Origin of the sequence: uncultured Mailhella sp. (genome assembly GCF_963931295.1) — a bacterium.
In the GTDB taxonomy this organism is placed as follows: Bacteria; Desulfobacterota; Desulfovibrionia; order Desulfovibrionales; family Desulfovibrionaceae; genus Mailhella.
In genome coordinates, this window is the sequence record NZ_OZ007001.1 from 484,915 (window position 1) to 503,894 (window position 18,980).

The 18,980-nt window shown below is 58.8% G+C and carries 10 protein-coding genes and 1 tRNA gene; 5 read left to right on the top strand and 6 right to left on the bottom strand.

The features are described 5' to 3' along the window. Positions 1–216: 216 nt before the first annotated feature. From ABGT79_RS01945 to ABGT79_RS01955, 3 genes are all read right to left on the bottom strand, one after another. Complete coding sequence (locus ABGT79_RS01945) at positions 217–1,539, bottom strand: integrase arm-type DNA-binding domain-containing protein (RefSeq protein ID WP_346664764.1); 1,323 nt, start codon at positions 1,537–1,539, stop codon at positions 217–219. 185 nt (positions 1,540–1,724) lie between these two features. Continuing rightward, a tRNA-Ser gene (locus tag ABGT79_RS01950) sits at positions 1,725–1,812 on the bottom strand. Positions 1,813–2,597: 785 nt separating this feature from the next. After that, a complete protein-coding gene (locus tag ABGT79_RS01955) occupies positions 2,598–3,299 on the bottom strand; it encodes a heavy metal-binding domain-containing protein (RefSeq protein ID WP_346664765.1) in 702 nt (233 codons plus the stop codon). A 553-nt stretch (positions 3,300–3,852) separates the two neighbouring features. Here ABGT79_RS01955 and qrcA point away from each other — a divergent pair. The 5 genes from qrcA to ABGT79_RS01980 all read left to right on the top strand — a co-directional run bounded on the left by qrcA (position 3,853) and on the right by ABGT79_RS01980 (position 12,601). Continuing rightward, positions 3,853–4,488, top strand: a complete 636-nt coding sequence (gene qrcA, locus ABGT79_RS01960; protein ID WP_294488391.1) for a menaquinone reductase multiheme cytochrome c subunit QrcA — start codon at positions 3,853–3,855, stop codon at positions 4,486–4,488. Positions 4,489–4,506: 18 nt separating this feature from the next. Beyond that, positions 4,507–6,579, top strand: a complete 2,073-nt coding sequence (qrcB, locus tag ABGT79_RS01965; RefSeq protein WP_346664766.1) for a menaquinone reductase molybdopterin-binding-like subunit QrcB — start codon at positions 4,507–4,509, stop codon at positions 6,577–6,579. Positions 6,580–6,589: 10 nt separating this feature from the next. Continuing rightward, positions 6,590–7,375, top strand: a complete 786-nt coding sequence (gene qrcC / locus ABGT79_RS01970) for a menaquinone reductase iron-sulfur cluster-binding subunit QrcC (RefSeq protein ID WP_346664767.1) — start codon at positions 6,590–6,592, stop codon at positions 7,373–7,375. A gap of 3 nt (positions 7,376–7,378) precedes the next feature. Continuing rightward, entirely contained in the window at positions 7,379–8,626 is a 1,248-nt protein-coding gene (gene qrcD / locus ABGT79_RS01975) for a menaquinone reductase integral membrane subunit QrcD (RefSeq protein WP_346664768.1), read from the top strand. Positions 8,627–10,087: 1,461 nt separating this feature from the next. Beyond that, positions 10,088–12,601: a hypothetical protein gene (locus tag ABGT79_RS01980; protein ID WP_346664769.1), complete on the top strand. Its 2,514-nt coding sequence runs from the start codon at positions 10,088–10,090 to the stop codon at positions 12,599–12,601. A 770-nt stretch (positions 12,602–13,371) separates the two neighbouring features. Here ABGT79_RS01980 and ABGT79_RS01985 read toward each other — a convergent pair. The 3 genes from ABGT79_RS01985 to ABGT79_RS01995 form a co-directional block, all read right to left on the bottom strand. After that, the gene (locus tag ABGT79_RS01985) at positions 13,372–15,894 is read right to left on the bottom strand and encodes an ATP-binding protein (RefSeq protein ID WP_346664770.1); all 2,523 of its coding nucleotides are present in this window, start codon (positions 15,892–15,894) and stop codon (positions 13,372–13,374) included. Positions 15,895–16,524: 630 nt separating this feature from the next. After that, on the bottom strand, positions 16,525–17,112 hold the full coding sequence (locus tag ABGT79_RS01990; protein ID WP_346664771.1) for a hydrolase: 588 nt from the start codon (positions 17,110–17,112) through the stop codon (positions 16,525–16,527). Position 17,113: 1 nt separating this feature from the next. Beyond that, the gene (locus tag ABGT79_RS01995; protein ID WP_346664772.1) at positions 17,114–18,166 is read right to left on the bottom strand and encodes a dynamin family protein; all 1,053 of its coding nucleotides are present in this window, start codon (positions 18,164–18,166) and stop codon (positions 17,114–17,116) included. Positions 18,167–18,980 lie beyond the last annotated feature (814 nt).

The following is an 18,980-nucleotide window of genomic DNA, read 5'->3' on the forward strand; positions in this document are numbered from 1 at the left end:
TTTGATGGAAATACGTTTCATTATCGGTAATTAGAAGTAATAATTTTATAATGCGCTTCCGGGAGTACCGACCGGAAAGCTACTTTTATACTTGTCGTACAATTATAATAAGGTCAGAGACCGTTATTCCGCGACTCCTGGATGGAGCGGAGTGCACGTGAGGTGTTGTGCATGGAAAAACATACGAAGAATTGCTCAGTAAGGCAAGAGAAAAAGTCATACCGCCATTTCCGGCAACGGACCTTCGTCGGAATTGTCCAGCACCAGATCGCTTTTTTTCGTTAACGCTGTGCCTGCAGAGGCGAAGTCTTCTGCTGAAGAACGAATTCGGCAGGTCTTCTTCAGGCTGTCCAGATAGTCTGCCCACTTCTGCATCATCCGTATCCGCTCAGGGAGGTACTGGGCGTGATTGTATGCAGCTCGAACCTGGTTCTTATCCGTATGGGCAAGCTGGGCTTCGATGACGTCCGGACGATATCCCTGTTCATTAAGAAGCGTGGAAGCCATGGCTCTGAATCCGTGGATGCACATTTCATCTCGTCCGTATCCCATGCGACGCAGTGCATTCAGAAGACACACGTCCGTAATCGCCCGTGTCTTGGAATGGGTCGAAGGAAAGATCAGCTCATGACTTCCTGTCCATGTATGGAGCTCACGAAAGAGCCGTTCCACCTGAGAGGCCAGCGGAACGACGTGCTGCTTTTTCATTTTCATGTGCTCTTTAGGGATTACCCAGAGATGCTTCTCGAAATTGATTTCCGACCACCTGGCAAGGCGAAGCTCCTGCGAGCGGACAAAGACATAGGGCATGATGCGCAGAGCATAGCGTGTGACGATATTTCCGCTATACTCATCAATATCGAGAAGAAGCCGGGCCACTCGTTCAGGCTCAGTGATGGTTGCTCGATGCTTTACCGGCGGTTTTGCCTCAAGAGCCTCTGTCATGCCGGTAGAGATGTCATAGGGAATATCACCGAGTAATCTGGCGTAACGACATATCTGTCCTACGATCTGTCCGACACGTCGTGCCATTTCTGCATGGCCCGTACTTTCTATCTGCTGCAGCATGGCAACAAGATCAGCCATGGTCAGTGAAGCCATAGGCTTATCGCCGATGACGGGGAAGACGTGCTTTTCAAGCCGCTGCATTTTCAGGCGGCGTGTGCTTTCCGTCTGCACCTTGGTTCTTTTCTTATGCCATTCCAGAGCGACTACACGAAAGGTTCTGGCATCCTTTTCCATCTGCTCCATGGCAAACGTTTTTTCGGCCTTCTTCTGAACGTTGGGATCAATTCCCTGATCCAGCAGTCCGGTAATCCTGTCCCGTTCCATTCTGGCCTGCTTCAGTGAAATACCCGGATAATGGCCAATGGTGAATTGATCCTGCCTGTGATCGCTTTTCCATTTGACCCGCCAGACCTTTTTTCCGGAGGGGTAAACGACAAGCCAGAGCCTGTCGCCGTCTCCAAGCTGAATAATCTTGTCGGAAGGCTGTGTTTTTTTGATTTTTGTGTCTGTCAACTTGTTGATTCCACTCATGAAATGCTCCTTGGGGATGTATGGCGGAAAGGGCCCTGGGATGCATGGACTCCATACATCCCCTCATACATCCCCAGAGCGGATATGCACAAGAATCAACTGAGACCAAGTGAGACTAACAGAATTAAAAAAGTGAAGCCCTACAAGGCTTTAAGTACCTTATAGGGCTTTCTGAGACTTTGTCGTGGCGGAGGGAGAGGGATTTGAACCCCCGGAGGTGTGACCCTCAACGGTTTTCAAGACCGCCGCAATCAGCCGCTCTGCCATCCCTCCGGCTGAAAAATATCGGGAGATAGTGTACAGGCAAACGACTTTGACTGTCAAGGCGCAGACCGGTTTGAACGCGGGAGCAAAAACGCCCGAGTACCGCCGTCGCCCGTTTGCACAAGACACGCTGTACGGACTGCATCACTTGCACGACGGGCATTATGTTTAACGGCGGGAGTGAATCCCGCCTGCTTATGCCCGTCGGCCGGGCTCCTGACGTCGCCCGGGGCCCCAGTGCGTCGAAAAAACGCCTTCTGCCTTCACTCTCCCCCTCGCCCTTGGCTTCGGACATAATCTTCCCGTTCACCCTGTCCTGCCGAACCGGCGAAGCCGGGAGGCAGAATCAGGGGGGCGCGGGGGGAATTATTTCTGACCTTGCTCCCTCCCGAAGAACACGCAGCTCCGTTTGCGCAAGACACGCTGTACGGCCTGCATCGCATGCACGACGGCGGCTGCGTTTAACGCCGGAAGTGAATTCCGGCTGCTTGCCTGCCGTCGGCCGGGCTCCTGACGTCGCCCGGGGCCCCAGAGCTTCGAGAAACGGCCTGCCGTCGGCACTCCCCCCTTCGCCCACAGCCTCCGGCATAATCTTCCCGTTCACCCTGTCCTGCCGAAGCAGCGTTAGCTGCGAGGCAGAATCAGGGGGGCGCGGGGGGAATTATTTCCCCCGCATGCCTTTCCTGCCTTTTCTGCCTTTTCTGCCTTTCCTGCCTTTCCTCTCTTCCTGCCTTTCCCACAAAAAAAGCCCCGCTTCGGGATGGGGAAGCGGGGCGGGATTTATGGGGTACGGCCTAGAGATAGGGGGGGATATGGAACTTTTCGTCCTTGGCGGGGGCGAGTTCGGAGTAGCTTTCGGACGTGCCGGCCACGATGGGAAGGCGTTCGGCCTTGAGCTTATGGTATTCGACGGAGAGTTCGCGCATTTTGGCGAAGTCGGGCATGTTGACGGAGCCGTGTTCGAGGGCCGTGCCCACGCAGGAGACGAGCAGCAGACCGGTGGAGCCGCTCTTCACTTCGAGGCGGATGCCGGAAATCACGTTGGCGCCCATTTCGATGGCCTGCATTTTGGCCACGTTGATGGCGCGGCGTTCGGCCTGACGTATCTTATTAAGGTAGTCTTCGGATTCGCCGCCGAAAAAGTCGGTGAGCACGTTGGCCAGGCCCGTGAAGGCGCCCACGCCGATGACCGCGTAGCCCGACACCACGCCCTTGATGCCGCAGGACCAGGTCTCGGGATGCGGCGTGGTGAACACCTGAATTTCCTGAAGCACCTTTTCCTGATATTCCTTGAGTTCCGCCTTGAGATCGCCGAGCCGTTCCTCGCGCACGAGGGAGAGTTCCTTTACCTTGTCCATGGCGCAGGACATGCACATGTCCTCGGCGTCGATATCGAACCGTGCAAAGTCTGCGATGGTTTCCTTGCACAGATGCCGGATGCCTCCGCGCTTGCTGAATTTTCTGCCACAAATACGACAATCCAAGGCCTGCTGCATGCAAGTACCCGCCTTTTACGTTTGTTCCGAAGACGAGGGACGCTCCCCGGAACGTTGATGGAAAAGGAAGACGGAACACCGCTTCGCAAAAAGTATAAAAAGGGTTGACGGTTATGGCAAGAGTCGTAAAGGGAATCCGAAAAGGACGCCTCAACGGAAGATTCGACGCGAACCCTGAGCGGCACGGGAGACGGATCGGATCATTTTAGTAAATGAAAAAAATAACATACCTTTTTTTATCGGAGAAATTTCCAGTCAAAAGGATGATTCTTTCGCGGGGATTTTTGGAAAGCTTCATAGATATTCCATGCTTAGGCGGAGAAATTCCGCGCATGCCCCTTGCGCCCGACCCGAGAGCCTTGCGCATGATGCAGAACGAAACGCGATTTCACCATTGCAAGCCGCCTCTTTTTAAACTAATATAACAAAGTTCACTGGAACCGTCGCCGTAAAGGCAAGGAATTTCAAACGGTTCCGACATGCCTCCCTTCCGGCCCGTCCGGAAGATGCGCACTGTCCTTTTTTATCACCTCAACCAGCACGAGGCATCGGGATGGAGGAGAGGAACAACACAACCACACCGGCGACTGCGGCAAAAAAATGCAGCTGTGGCTGGGGCGCGTTTGTCGTGGGGCTGGTAGTGGCCCTTATTCTGGGATGGTGGGTTCTGCCCAACCTTATGAAGGAAACCAAAAAGCAGCCCATCGCCTTCAGCCACGTCGAACACGTACAGAAGCAGGGCATGACCTGTGAGCAGTGCCACTTCGTGCGCGCCGACGGATCGTTCAGCGGAACGCCCACCACCGCTCAGTGCGCGGAATGCCATTTCACGGTTCTGGGCTCCAACCCTGAAGAAGCGCGCTTCGTCCGCGACTACGTTCAGACGGGCCGCGAGATCAAGTCGGAATGGCTGATTTATCAGAAGCAGCCCGACAACGTGTTCTTCAGTCACGCTCTGCACTTCGGCGCGCTTGCCGAACTCAAGGGCCCCAAGGAAACGGCCGCGTTCTGCTCCAGATGCCACCTCAACGTGGCCGAAACGGACGTGCCGCCCGTCTATCGGGAAAACAGGCTTTCGGGATACTCCGAAAACACCATGCTGATGTGGGGGTGCGAACGTTGCCATGCCGAACATATGGCGATGGGCAACACCAACGCCAGCAATGCCTGCTTCACCTGCCACAAGTAAGGCAAAAGCGAGGAAATCATGGATAGACGAGGATTTCTTAAATTTGCCGCCGGCGGGACCGTGGGCCTCGTGGCGTCTCCCATCATCTGGAACACTCTTTACGACGCCGTGTACTGGACCCAGAACTGGGGCTGGATTCCGCGCCTCAAGAAGGGCGAAAGCGAATACCTGCCCACAGTGAGCAAACTGTGCCCGTCCGGCACCGGATTCCTTGTGCGCACCGTGGCCGGCGTGCCCGTGCGCACCATCGGCGACAAGAACAACCCCGTGACCCACGGGGCCATGACCGCGCTCGCCGCCGCCGAAGCCGAACTTCGCGTGAGCCCCGCGCGTCTTAAAACTCCGCTGCGCCGCTCCGCCGACGGCGCCTATGTGGCCATCACCTGGGAACAGGCCGAAGCCATCCTTAAAGAAAAAATGCAGGAAGCCGGCTCTTCCGTGGCCGCCGTGTCCGGCGATCCCACGTCGAGCATCAACGAAGTGCTTTCCTCCATTCTGAATCAGCGCGGCTCTTCCGACTTCTACTTCATGCCCGACGAGGAACTTCCCGCCGCCGCCGCATGGGAAGCCATGGGCGGTCAGGGCCGCCTGGGCTACGACATGGAAGGCAGCGACTGCATCCTCGCCGTGGGCGCTCCCGTGCTCGAAAGCTGGGGCGTCGTGGCCGCCAACCGCAGCCTGTTCAACCGCACGCATCCCGTGGCGGGCACGCCCACCCAGAAGCTCATCTACGCCGGCGCCGTGCAGAACAACACCGCCGCAGGCGCCGATCTCTGGCTGCCCATGAAGCCCGGCACCGACATGGCCCTGCTGCTCGGCATCGCCCACCTCGTCATCAAGGCGGGCAAAACCGGCTTCGCCGCCGGTCTCGGCAACTTCGCCTCCTTCGCCGCGGCCTACACCCCTGAAAAGGTTTCCGGCATCACCGGCGTGCCCGTCGCGCGCCTCGAAGCCGCGGCCAAGGCCGTGGTCGAAGCGGAACGTCCGCTCGTCATCGCCGGTTCCGCGCTCGGCAGCGGCGGCGGCGCAGGCCCCGTCATGGCGGCCGTGGCCATCAACATGCTGCTCGGCAGCGTGAACAGAAAGGGCGGTCTGCTCGATCTGCCCTTCCCCGTGTCCGTCACCGCCCACGCCACCGACTACCGCGAAACCCTGCGCAAGCGCTTCGTGGACTACACCCAGGCCGTGGCCGCAGACAAGGTCAAGGCTCCCGCGCTCCTGCTCGTGTACGCCGCCAATCCGCTCTACGCCCTGCCCGCCGATTCCGGCATCGGGGCGACCATCAAGAAGGCCGGATTCTCCGTGGCCGTGGCCAGCTTCATGAGCGAAACCTGCGAAGCGTGCGATCTCGTGCTTCCCGCCGCCCTCGGCATGGAAGCCTTCGACGACGTGCAGACCCCCTACGGTTCCGGCCGCGTGACCTACGCGCTCGCCCGTCCGGTGGCCAAGCCCTTCGCCGATGCCCGCAGCGCCGGCGAACTGTTCATCGCCCTCGCCCAGGAACTCAAGCTCGACCTCGGCGTCAAGGACATGCCCGAACTGCTGTACAAGCATGCCTACGCCCTCGGCGCGCCCTTCCGCGCCATGATCAACGAAGGCGTCGTTCACACCGCAGGCGTCACCCTGCCCGCCTCCCCGCTGTTCTACAACTGGGAAGCCATTCAGGCCGCCGCTTCCGCCCGCGGCGCGGAAGGCGATCTGCAGGTTGCGCCCGTCACCGTGCTCGCCATGGGCACGCCGCAGACGGCCATTCCGCCCTTCGCCACCAAGGTCGTCACCGACTATCAGCTCAAGGGCAAGTACAGCGTGGCGCAGATGAACGGCGCCACCGCCGCTAAACTCAAGGTAAAGGCCGGAGACCTCGTCAAGCTGGTTGCCGGCAACAATGTGGAAATCACCGTGGTTGCCGCCATTTTTGAAGGCATCCTGCCCGATACCGTTTCTCTGGTTGCCGGTCTTGGCCATACCGCCTTCGACCAGTTCAGCAAGGGCAAGGGCTCGAATGTCCTGGCGCTGACCAGCGTTTGCAGAGAACCCGGCACCGGCCTGCCGGTCTGGGGCCTTGCCGGCGTGAAGGCCGCAAGAGCATAGGGGGGTCGTGATGTCTTCTGAAGTCAAACAGTTCAAAATAAGATGGGGCATGGTCATCGACATCGACAAGTGTACGGGCTGCGGCGCGTGCATGGTGGCCTGCCAGGCGGAAAACAACGTCGCTCCCGCCGTGGACGGCAGCAACAAGCTCCGTTCGCTCAACTGGCTCACCGTGTTCCGTCTCACCAATCACAAGCCCTTCCCCGATCATGAAGTGGCCTACCTGCCCCGCCCCTGCATGCAGTGCGGCAAACCTTCCTGCGTGTCGGTGTGCCCCGTCATCGCCACCGACAAGCGCGAAGAAGGCGGCATCGTCAGCCAGATTCCGCCCCGCTGCATCGGCTGCCGGTACTGCATGGCCTCGTGTCCCTACCATGCCCGCTACTTCAACTGGTACGACCCGAAGTGGCCCGGCGATCTGGCTCAGGCCCTCACCCCCGACGTCTCCACCCGCATGCGCGGCGTCGTGGAAAAGTGCTCCTTCTGCCATCACCGCTTCATGAAGGCTCAGGAAGCCGCCGTCGCCAAGGGTCAGGATCCCATGAACCTGCCCGACGGCGCGTATGTCACCGCCTGCACCGAAGCCTGCCCCAACGGGGCCATCACCTTCGGCGACCTCAACAATCCCGCCCACAAGGTGCATGAGCTCATCAAGAGCCCCTACGCCTTCCGTCTGCTGGAACGCCTCGGCACCGATCCCCAGGTGTACTACATCAGCAAACGCGAATGGGTGCGCCGCGAAGGCGACAACTATCTCGAACACGAAAAGACCGGCGAAGCCACAAAGCAGGGGTAGGTTATGGATTACAGCAAACCCGTTGATGCGGAGCTCTTCCCGGAAGGGTGCGAGCGCTGCTCTCTCACTAAGTTCACGGGATGGATGTCCATTCTGGGCGTCATCTTCCTCTGGGGTCTGTACGCCGCCGTGCGCGTCCTCGGCTTCGGCCTCGGCGAAACCGGCATGGACGACTACTTCGGCTTCGGTCTCTGGATCACCTTCGACCTCGCCGTCATCGCCCTCGGCGCAGGCGCCTTCTTTACCGGCGCTCTTCGCTACATTCTCAACATCGACGAGCTCAAGAACATCGTGAACCTCGCCGCCGTCATAGGCTTCCTGTGCTACACCGGCGCCATGATGATCCTCGTGCTCGACATCGGTCAGCCCATCCGCTGCTGGTTCGGCTACTGGTACCCCAACGTTCACTCCATGCTCACCGAAGTTATCTTCTGCATCACCTGCTACTGCATCGTGCTCATCCTTGAGTTCGTGCCCCTGGTGCTGGAGAATCGCCAGCTCATGAAGCGTCCCTTCATCCACGCGCTGGCCCACAACTTCCACGTGTACATGCCCATCTTCGCGGGTATCGGCGCGTTCCTGTCCACGTTCCACCAGGGCTCCCTCGGCGGCATGTACGGCGTGCTCTTCGGCCGCCCCTACCTGTTCCGCGAAGGCTTCTTCATCTGGCCCTGGACCTTCTTCCTGTTCGTGCTCTCCGCCGTGGCCTCCGGCCCCATGTTCACCGTGCTCGTCTGCACCCTCATGGAAAAGATGTCCGGCCGCAAGCTCGTCAGCTGGGACGTGAAGCAGCTCATGGGCAAGGTCGGCGGCACCATGCTCATCGTGTACACCGTGTTCAAGTGCCTCGACAGCTGGTACTGGGCTACCGACATGCTCGCCGGCGAAGGCCTCACCTTCGACCAGATGTTCCACGGCTGGATCTACGGCAAGTGGCTCTTCTGGCTCGAACACGCCTTCATCATCATTCCCATGATCGTGCTGCTCATCAAGCCCCTGCGCACCAAGCCGTGGATCTTCTACCTGATGCTCTTCCTTACCTGCACGAGCATCACCATCAACCGCTACGTGCTCACCGTGCAGGGCCTGGCCCAGCCCGTCATGCCCTTCGACAGCTGGTACACCTACGCCCCCAACTGGGCCGAATGGGCTAGCTGCTTCCTCGTGTTCGCCTACGCGGCCATGGTCCTCTCCCTGGCCTATCGCTACACGCCCATCTTCCCCCAGGAACCTGAACTCAATAAAAAATAACCCCATCCCCAATTCATAAAAAAAGGCGGCCCTTCCCTCGATCGGCCGCCTTTTTTTGTAAATGAAGAGAGGAAAGAGAGAAGGCGGGGGAAGGAAGGGCAACTTTTGAAAAAGTTTCCCTTCCTTCCCCCGCACCCCCATCCTTCCTTTCAAAACTTTTTAATTTTGAGGGTGGCTGGAGGAGGTATGTTGAGGGCGAAGGCTGTGTCAAGACTGAGGAAAGTCTTGCGAGGGGAAAAACAGAAAGTCGGCAGGGAAACAGAAACCGGGGAGAAGGCAAGGGCAAGAAGCAAAGGAAGACGGGCTGGAGACGAAAAGAGGAACCGGCAGGCGTTTCCCCGGATTTTCGCCATGTTTCAAGAGGTTAGAGCTAGATTGCGACTACCCGACGCAGGCAGGTAGAGGGACGCTTTTCCCCAGCAAATACCGTCGACGCGTTTTCCTCTCAGTCTTGAGCCCTTCTCCCCGCAAATTCTCTGGAAAACCTTCTCGGTCCACGTTCGGCAGGCGCGAAAACAGCTCCCCAGACAGGTCACAAACATGCGCGAAACCGCGCTCATCAAGAGCCGTCGTTTTTCTCCGGGCGTCGCCCCCTTTTTCCTCCTCCGGCAATCCCTTTCGGCGGCACGACTGCCCGTGTCAAAGAGATGCAGCGTCTGCCCTCCCCCCCAGCAAACAGCGACACCACTTCTCCAGGCCTGAAACGCCCCGATCCGCACTACCGAGCGCACCGGCGTTGTGCGTGAGCCCTTGGACTTCTCCCCTCCCCCCCCCAAGCGCCCGGCGTCCACAACGTCCCGGTTGCGCAAGACACGCTGTACGGCTGCGAAACTTGCACGACGGGCATTGCGTTTAACGGCGGGAGTGAATCCCGCCTGCTTATGCCCGTCGGCCGGACTCCTGACGTCGCCCGGGGCCCCAGAGCGCTGAAAGACGGCCTTCCAGCTTCCACTCCCCCCTTCGCCATAGCCTCGGGAATAGTCATCCCGTTCACCCTGTCCTGCCGAAGCAGCGTTAGCTGCGAGGCAGAAACAGGGGGGCGCGGGGGGAATTATTTCTGACCTTGCCACCTCTCGAAGAACACACAGGCCCGTTTGTGCAAGACACGCTGTACGGCTGCGAAACTTGCACGACGGACATTGCGTTTAACGGCGGGAGTAAATCCCGCCTACTTATGCCCGTCGGCCAGACTCCTGACGTCGCCCGGGGCCCCAGAGCGCTGAAAGACGGCCTTCCAGCTTCCACTCCCCCCCTCGCCCTTTGCCTCGGGAATAGTCATCCCGTTCACCCTGTCCTGCCGAAGCAGCGTTAGCTGCGAGGCAGAAACAGGGGGGCGCGGGGGGAATTATTTCCCCCGCATGCCTTTTCTGCCTTTCCTGCCTTTCCCTTGCTGATCCCCTTTCTCTCTCTTCTCTTTTGTTTGCTGTCGGGATAGTTTATGTTTTTTCGGAGGAGGCGCGTATGAGCGAGAATGCAGGCAAGGGGCCGGGGTGCATTGAGGTACGGGGGGCCCGGGTACACAATTTGAAGAATGTATCGGTGAATGTGCCGCTGAACGAGATTGTGGCTGTGGCCGGGGTTTCTGGTTCGGGCAAGTCGTCGCTGGCGCTGGGGGTATTGTATGCGGAGGGATCGAGGCGGTATCTGGAAGCGCTTTCGACCTACACGCGCAGGCGCATGACGCAGGCGGCAAAGCCGCAGGTGGACGAGGTTCTGCACGTGCCTGCGGCGCTGGCGCTGCGTCAGCGGCCGGGGATTGCAGGCATTCGGAGCACGTTCGGCACGGGCACGGAGCTGCTGAACAGTTTACGGCTCATGTTTTCTCGGCTGGCGAGTCATCGGTGCCCCAACGGTCATTATGTTGCGCCCTCTCTGGCGGTGGCGGCCGGGCTGGAGATGGAGTGTCCCGAATGCGGGGCGCGCTGGTATGCGCCTTCGGCCGAAGAGCTGGCCTTCAACAGTCAGGGGGCGTGCCGCACGTGCAACGGCACGGGGCTTGTGCGCACGGTGGATCGTTCCACGCTGGTGCCGGACGACTCCCTCTCCATCGACGAAGGGGCGGTGGCTCCCTGGAATTCGCTCATGTGGTCGCTCATGACGGACGTCTGCCGTGCGATGGGCGTCCGCACGGACGTGCCGTTCCGCGATCTCACGGACAAGGAAAAAGCCATCGTTTTTGACGGCCCCGCGGAAAAGAAGCACATTTTTTACAAGGCCAGGAGTTCCAATCAGGCGGGAGAGCTCGACTTCACCTATTACAACGCGGTCTATACCGTGGAAAACGCGCTCGCCAAGGTGAAGGACGAAAAAGGCATGAAGCGGGTGGAAAAGTTCCTGAAGGAGGACGTCTGTCCCGACTGCGGCGGAACGCGTTTGTGTGAAGCCGCCCGCGCGCCGAAACTGCGGGGCGTTTCACTGGATCAGGCCTGCGCCATGACGCTCGAAGAGCTCGTGACCTGGACGGCCGGAGTGCCCGAATCTCTGCCCGAGGTCATGCGGCCCATGGCCGAAAGCATTGTTGAAGCCTTTCAGAGCACGGCAAGGCGCCTGATGGAGCTCGGACTCGGCTATCTTTCTCTGGACAGGGCCGCGTCCACGCTTTCCACGGGCGAGCGGCAGCGCATGCAGCTTGCACGCGCGGTACGCAATCGCACCACGGGCGTGCTTTACGTGCTCGACGAACCTTCCATCGGACTGCATCCGTCCAACATTGCGGGGCTCATCGGCGTGATGCGCGACCTCGTGGCCGACGGCAATTCCGTGCTGCTGGTCGATCACGACACGCAGATTCTTTCCGCCGCCGACTGGCTCATCGAAATGGGGCCCGAAGCCGGCGAACGCGGCGGCACGGTGGTTGCCGAAGGACGCATTGCCGACATCGCGGCCGATCCTCATTCACGCATCGGGAAATTTCTCGGGCACAGGGGGATTTTCCGCGTGCGTCCGCAGTGCCCGGCCGATGCCCTGTTTACGGAAGGCTCCATTCATCTGGCCACAGCGGCCATTCATACCGTGCATCCGCTGGAGGTGGACATTCCGAAAGGCAGACTCACCGTGGTGACCGGCGTTTCCGGCTCCGGCAAAACCACGCTCATTCTTGAAAGCCTCGCCCCTGCGCTGAACGCCTTCATTCGCGGCGCCCGCATGCCCGATCACGTGCGTGAACTGCGCGCAGAGGGCATCCGGCAGATCAAGCTCATCGACGCCAGTCCCATAGGCATCAACGTGCGCTCCACCGTGGCCACCTACGCCAACGTGCACGATGAGCTGCGCAAGGTGTTCGCCCGCACGTCGGACGCCCGCAGGCTGGGGCTCAAGGCCGGGGATTTTTCCTACAATACCGGAAAGTTGCGCTGCCCCGTCTGCGACGGCACCGGCGTTGTCAGTCTCGACGTGCAGTTCCTGCCCGATGTGGACATTCCCTGTCCGTCGTGCCGGGGGTCCCGCTTCTCCCGCGAGGCCGACGCCGTAAAGTATCAGAACAGCGCCGGACGCGCCTTTTCCATGCCCGAGCTCATGGACATGGATGTTCGGCAGGCCCTCGACGCCTGCGCCGATCTCAAGCTCGTGCGCCAGCGCCTCGAAGTGCTTCAGCAGCTCGGCCTCGGCTACCTCACCCTCGGCGAAGAAACGCCCAGCCTTTCCGGCGGCGAAGCCCAGCGGCTCAAGCTCGCCGGAGAAATGGGCCGAGCTCAGCGCGACTCCGTGTTCCTGTTCGATGAACCTACCATAGGGCTCCACCCCCTCGACGTTGAAACCCTGCTCGGCGTCTTCCAGTCGCTCATCGACAACGGCGCAACCGTCGTCGTCATCGAACACGATATGGACCTCATCGGAAACGCCGACTACATCATCGATATGGGCCCCGGCGGCGGTACCTCCGGCGGCCGCATCGTCGCTGCCGGTACCCCCGCCCAAATCGCCGACTGCCCCCAAAGCCTCACCGGCTCCTTCCTCAAGCAGCAATGGAGTTAGAGAGGAAGAAAGGCAGGAAAGGCATGCGGGGGAAATAATTCCCCCCGCGCCCCCCTGTTTCTGCCTCCCGGCTTCGCCGGTTCGGCAGGACGGGGTGAACAGGAAGATTATGCCCGAGGCTATGGAAGGGCGAGCGTTCGGAAACGCAGCGCCTGCGAGGGGTGGTGCGCTTGGCTGGGCTCTGTTCGGTCTGCGGATGCAGTGCAGGTGTGTCCTGTCGGACCCACCTGCGGTGGCCGACTCCTGTCCGGCCTTCGCCGGACAGTCGTGTCAAAGGATGGGATTTCCAGATGTGGAGGGAGAAGGAATACCGAAGGCAGAGCGGCAAATACAGCCTGAAAAGTATTCTCTCAACGCCCTCATCACGGGCGATATGGGAAGTCTGTCAGATTTTTTGGAGGAAACACCGAGGTCAGTGCCACAGGTAAACCCGAACTCGTTTTTCAACGCTCTGGGGCCCGCGACCTGTCTTTGGACGGTCGCGCCGACGGCAGGCAAGCAGGCGGGATTCACTTCCGCCGTTAAACGCAATGCCCGTCGTACAAGTTCCGCAGGCCGCACAGCATATCCTGTACAAACAGGGCGTTGCGGACGCAGGGCTCTTTCCAGCGATTCCCTCCTATTTTTACCTCTTTTCCCTTTCCTCTCCCCCTGTCATCCTGCCCTTAAAAATTAAAAAGTTTTGAAAGGAGAGATGGGGGCGCGGGGGAAGAGAGGGAAAATTTTTCAAAATTTTCCCTCTCTTCCCCCGCATTCTCTCTTCCTCTCCCCTACTCTTCCTTTTTCTTTCTTGCCTTGATGAGTTTTTCGAGGAGGCGGCAGAGGATGGGGAAGTCGATGGGTTTGGAGACGTGGGCGGACATGCCGGCGCGGGAGGTTTCGGCGATGTCTTCGGAGAAGGCGTTGGCGGTGACGGCGACGATGGGCACGGATGCGGCGTCGGGTCTGGAGAGGGCGCGGATGCTTTTGCAGGCTTCGCAGCCGTTCATTTCGGGCATCTGCATGTCCATGAGGATGGCGTCGAAGTAGAAGGGCTCCGAGCGCTGGAAGATATTCAGGGCTTCGCGGCCGTTCCAGGCGCGTTCCACCTTCATGCCGTTGAGGGTAAGAATTTCCTCCGCCACTTCCATATTGATTTCGTTGTCTTCGGCAATGAGCAGGCGTTTGCCGGCAAGGCCGCCGCCTACGGGCGCCGATTCGGTTTCCACGGCGCTCTGTTCTTCGCCGCGCACCATGAGGAACGGCAAGATCACGGTAAACGTGGTTCCCTGACCGGGTTTGCTGTCCACAACAATGCTGCCGTTCAAGAGTTCCACCATGCTTTTCACGATGGGCATGCCGAGGCCGGTTCCGCTCACCGGACGCGACGCCACGCGGCTTTCACGGGTATAGGGCTCGAAAATCTGATGCAGAAACTCTTCCGACATGCCGATGCCGGTATCGGACACGACGATCTTATACTGAATGTATTCCTTCTGGCTCATCTGCGAGACTTCCACGGTGACGGAATCGCCGGCGTCCGTGAACTTCATCGCGTTGGAAAGCAGATTGTTCATGATGCGCGTCAGGCGGAAGGCGTCTCCCATCACCATGGAATGATTCACGTTCCAGACTTCGCGGAATATTTTTCCTTCGTTTTCCGCCTGAATTTTAAACGGAGTGAAGCTCTCTTCCAGGCAGACGCGGATATCCATGGGCTGATTGTTCAGCTCTATCTTGCCCTGCGCGAGGCGCGAAAGCTCAAGGATGTCGTTGACGAGCTGAATCAGCATCACGCTTGAGCGTTCTATTTTATTCAGGTAGTCGAGCACCTTCTGCGGATCGCGCGCAAAACGCTTGGCAATGCCGGTAAGATTGATGATGGCGTTGAGCGGCGTGCGCATTTCATGCGACATGTTGCTGAAAAACAGCTGCTTGGCCTTTTCGTTCTGTTTGGCCTTGTTCAGGGAGTTCATGAGCAGCGTGTGTTCTTCGAGCTGTTTCTGCTTCTCCTCTTCTATTTCGCGGAAGCAGAGAATGACGTCGTGACTCGCGAGCGATTCGTCGAACTGCACCCGGATGGTCACCCAGCGATATCCGTTATCGAAGCGCCGACGAAAGTCCCGACCGAAATCCCGTATGCGGTGCTCCACCAGACGTCGTATGCTGAGCAGGGAAAACTTGTCCATGAACTCGCCAAGGTCGCGGGAGTCCAGATTCTCGATGATGACCCGCACCAGTTCCGCGTAGGAACCCGACGACGACAGGCGTCTGCGCACGTCATCCGGCGCCTTGATGACCTCGTAACGCGCCTGTTCGTAGTCTATCCGATACACGGCGAAGTAGCTGTTGCCGAGCACCTGAACGGCCTCGTTGGTACGGGCATAGACGCGTTCGTTGTGAAGGTTTCGCCAGGAAATGAGTCCCATGCCGATGAGCAGCAGCACGACAAGGCCATAGAACAGAGCACTGAAGTAATCAAGATCATTGAGAATAACGCTGAACGGAATGGTCAGGATGGAAATCCATCCGTTCGGCATTTCAAAGTAGTACACGCCGCGGCGCTGTCCGTGCATATCGCTGGTGCTGGCCGCATACGAAGCCAGTTCGCCGCTCTTGATGCGCAGGAACAACTGATGCACATACGGTCTCATTTCGTCGTAGGACTGCTCTTCCGAAGTTTGCGCGTAGAGCAGCGTGCCCTTGTTGTCGCACAGGAAAAACGACGACTCCTGCAGTCCGGTCAGCGTGACCGAGGAAAAACGGAAGTTTTCTGGAAAGATGTCGAAGGCCAGCACGGCCCCCGAAGCGCACGTTCTGGCGATGGTGACGACAGGCTTGCCGTACACGGCATCGATATAGGTGTCGGTGAAGATGACCTTGCCGGGATTCTCCACCGCCTGCCGATACCAGACGGCATTGGAAAAATCGTAGTCGGCGTCGCCTTCCCAGGGATTCAGGGCAATGATCCTGTTTCCGGAAACCAGGTACGGATCAATGGTGCCTTCGCCAAGCAGGCTCTGCACCTGTCGGAAAAAGTACATGATTTTTTCCGCAAGATTGCCGTTTTTCTGACTTTCGTCCACAACGGAAACGCCGAACGACAAAAGCACGGAGTAAAACTGAAGATTGCCCCGCTGTTCAAGGGCGTAGGTGTGCGCCAAGTTATAGCCCAGATTCTGGGCGTTCTTCAGCATATTGATCTTCATGATCTGGTAGCCGAAAAAGGAAAAGACCAGCATGACCATGAAAATAGAGATGCTGAAACGGGATTTGCTGATGATATAAGCAAGTTTTTTATATAAATCTTTCATTTTTCCTCCAGCCGATGCGCGGAAGTCGGAATTTTCCGCTGCGCGCGATTGTTCTTCGCAGCGCGGAGCGGTACAAGGGGGGCTTCCGTCCGGGGCGGCAATATACGCTCTTTATCAATAAAATCAACATTGATAGGAATATTATGAAAGTTTTGCCGCTGTCCGCCGGAGCGCGCGAAGAAAAAACGTCGAATTTCGACGCGCCCGTACCCGGCAAAGATCTCCGCAGCTCCCCGCCCGCAGCGCTCTCCTCGACGCCGCGGCACGGCCTTCAACGCCCTCACCTCTCCGACGCCCGATCCGCCGAAAGGCTCCGGGCCCGCGACACCGCAAGGCGCCCCGCTCCTTCTTTCCGCCCTTCCCCGGGCCGACCCCCTCCGGCCCGGGGCGAAATCCCCCCCGGGCCCCTCGACAAAATCTCCCCGGATACCGCGGCGAAATCTCCCGGGCCCCCTCGACAAACTCTCTCCCGATACCGCAGCAAAATTCCCAGGCACCCCGATGACCTCCCCCGGGCCGCGCTCCTTCTTTCCGCCCTCCCCCGCAGCAACAAAAAAGGCGCGTCTCTCCCCCTCGGGAAAAACGCGCCGCAAATCCGCCATCCGGCCGGATGGCCGACGCCCTCGCGAACTATTGCGCGGCCATCTGCTCGTTCACGCTCGCCTCGCAGGAACGCATGGCGTCGAGCGTGCGCGCAAACAGTTCGTCCAGCGTCCAGCCCAGACGCTCCGCGCCTTCGCGGATCACGTCGCGCGAGCAGCCCGCCGCAAAGCGCTTGTCCTTGAATTTCTTCTTCAGACTGGACACTTCCATGTCCATCACGCTGCCCGAAGGACGCATCTTCACCGCCGCGCCCACCAGACCCGTGAGCTCGTCCACCGCAAAGAGTATCTTTTCCATTTCGTGTTCGGGCTCAACGTCGCAGCACAGTCCGTAGCCGTGACTGCACACCGCATGAATCATGTCTTCGTTCACGCCGCCCGCGCGCAGCAGTTCCGGCGCCTTGCGGCAATGTTCTTCGGGAAAGCGTTCAAAATCAATGTCGTGAAGAAGGCCGGACAGCCCCCAGAACTCTTCTTCATCCGCATAGCCGCGCTCGCGCGCAAAATACCGCATCACGCCTTCCACCGTGAGCGCGTGCAGAAGATGAAACGGTTCGCTGTTCCAGGTCTTCAAAAGGGCCAGTGCGTCTTCTCTGCTGATGCTGCTTGTCTTCATGTCACACCCGTTCGTTCAGCTCGTCCCCCTTCAGCGGGACGGCGTAATTCTTCACCGTAAGACGGTCGATGTACTCCTCAAGCGTCACCATGCCCGAACCCGTCACGGCCCGGCGACAGTCGGCGTAATCGAGAATCTTGCTCACGTTCTTGTTGATGAGTTCCGCGTTCTCAGGATGCACCCGCCGCGCCAGATATTCCAGCGACGAGCGGAACGCTTCCGAAAACTTCTGCAGTCTCCGCCATTCCTCCATCTGCTCCGCCACGCTGATCCGTATCTCTTCCGGAATCAGCGACGCCTCAAGCATCGCGCGGCACAGTCGCCAGTCGATGTACTGGCCGAATTCCACCTCGAACACCGTCAGCTTGTCGCGATCTATCATGCGTCGCCACACCTCGGCGCCCTTGGCCATCACGGGAATCACATCCACGTTCGAGCCCGACGGCAGATACTGCGCCACCGTGTCGCGCACTTCCTTCACGATGTCGGACACGGATTCCTTTTCCACGTCGATGACGTCGGCCTTGTTGAGGATCACCAGCACCGGCACTCCGCCGCGAAGCTCCGCCACCCGCCCCATGTCGCGCAGCAGCGCCTCTTCGTCGCGCGTGTGCAGCTGCGCCATGTCGAGCACCAGAAAAATATGCGTCAGCGGCAGCTTTTCCAGCGCAAAATACGTCTCGCCGCGATGCTCGTCGTGCTTGCTGGTGTTGGGACCGGGCGTATCGTAAAACACAATGGGACGCTTCTTCTCCAGGTGCGGCAGACGCAGCCAGATGTCGGCAGGCACGTTCTCACGCATGGTTCCGTTGTACGACGCAAGCCTCTCCAGCGTGAGCGGATGCCATTCGTCGCTCTCCGAAGGGTTGCGGCACACGTTCTGCTCGCACCACGGATCATGAACAATTCTGAATATCTGTGCCGTGGTAGCCCGGTTGCCCGCAGGAAACGCCCCGCGTCCGAGCATGGCGTTGAGCAGCGTGGACTTGCCCGAACTCATGCAGCCCAGGATAAGAATGTGAAGCCCGGTATCGGGCACGCGGAACTCGCCCATGTCTGACTCCCGTTCGCCTCCGCCTGCGCGGAAGCCTCGCTTTTTTCTGGAAAACCGGAAACGCGCACTGTGCGCCGCCTGTTCCGGCACGGCGCAGAAACAACCGTTGCCGCGCCTTTCCGAACATACCCTATTGACGACGCAAGGCAAGTCCCGGGATTTCTTCGCAAGCCGAACACGACCCCGGGCGACGGCGCGAGAGAACAGCCGCGCCCGCAACGGCCCCGACGCCGCCAGCAAATCAAAAAATAAAAAACACGCACCGCAGCAGCCGCGCCGAAGCCCGTGCCGACGCCACGGCAGCCGCTTCCGGACTGATTCCCTGCCCCGCCCGCACCGACGTCATGCTTCCGCCGCCTGTCGCGCATCCTCATGCGCTCGCCCACAGACATCCCCCCAGTCACCGCATTACCGGCACGATCGTCGCACCGCGCACCCAACCAACAAACACGGGAACCCGTTCTGCATCTTCCCGACAAGCAAGCTTCATACATGATTTCTTCATGTCATTTCTTTCACAAATAACATGACACATAAAAATCTCTCTTTCACGCTCCGCAGCACTGACAAAACAGCACGACATCATGCTTTTTCACGACGTCATTTTCCCATGCACAACTTCTCTTTTTCATCATTTCTATTTACTTCTTCCTTTTCCCTTCATATTTTCACATTCTTCTTTCATTATCCTTTATTTTTCTCTCACACTCTCTTTGCATATGATGCAAACATGCAAATAAATAAAAAAACTTTCCGAAAATATGTTGTTTTTAACTTGCGCACCTGCTATGTTATAAAAAAAAACAAAGTAGGC

What these genes read in the sequence shown, in the direction of transcription:
- qrcA (WP_294488391.1), top strand. Translation starts at nt 3,853, where the DNA reads ATGGAGGAGAGGAACAACACAACCACACCGGCGACTGCGGCAAAAAAA.
- ABGT79_RS01990 (WP_346664771.1), bottom strand. Translation starts at nt 17,112, where the DNA reads ATGAAGACAAGCAGCATCAGCAGAGAAGACGCACTGGCCCTTTTGAAG.
- qrcC (WP_346664767.1), top strand. Translation starts at nt 6,590, where the DNA reads ATGTCTTCTGAAGTCAAACAGTTCAAAATAAGATGGGGCATGGTCATC.
- ABGT79_RS01995 (WP_346664772.1), bottom strand. Translation starts at nt 18,166, where the DNA reads ATGGGCGAGTTCCGCGTGCCCGATACCGGGCTTCACATTCTTATCCTG.
- ABGT79_RS01985 (WP_346664770.1), bottom strand. Translation starts at nt 15,894, where the DNA reads ATGAAAGATTTATATAAAAAACTTGCTTATATCATCAGCAAATCCCGT.
- ABGT79_RS01945 (WP_346664764.1), bottom strand. Translation starts at nt 1,539, where the DNA reads ATGAGTGGAATCAACAAGTTGACAGACACAAAAATCAAAAAAACACAG.
- qrcB (WP_346664766.1), top strand. Translation starts at nt 4,507, where the DNA reads ATGGATAGACGAGGATTTCTTAAATTTGCCGCCGGCGGGACCGTGGGC.
- ABGT79_RS01980 (WP_346664769.1), top strand. Translation starts at nt 10,088, where the DNA reads ATGAGCGAGAATGCAGGCAAGGGGCCGGGGTGCATTGAGGTACGGGGG.
- qrcD (WP_346664768.1), top strand. Translation starts at nt 7,379, where the DNA reads ATGGATTACAGCAAACCCGTTGATGCGGAGCTCTTCCCGGAAGGGTGC.
- ABGT79_RS01955 (WP_346664765.1), bottom strand. Translation starts at nt 3,299, where the DNA reads ATGCAGCAGGCCTTGGATTGTCGTATTTGTGGCAGAAAATTCAGCAAG.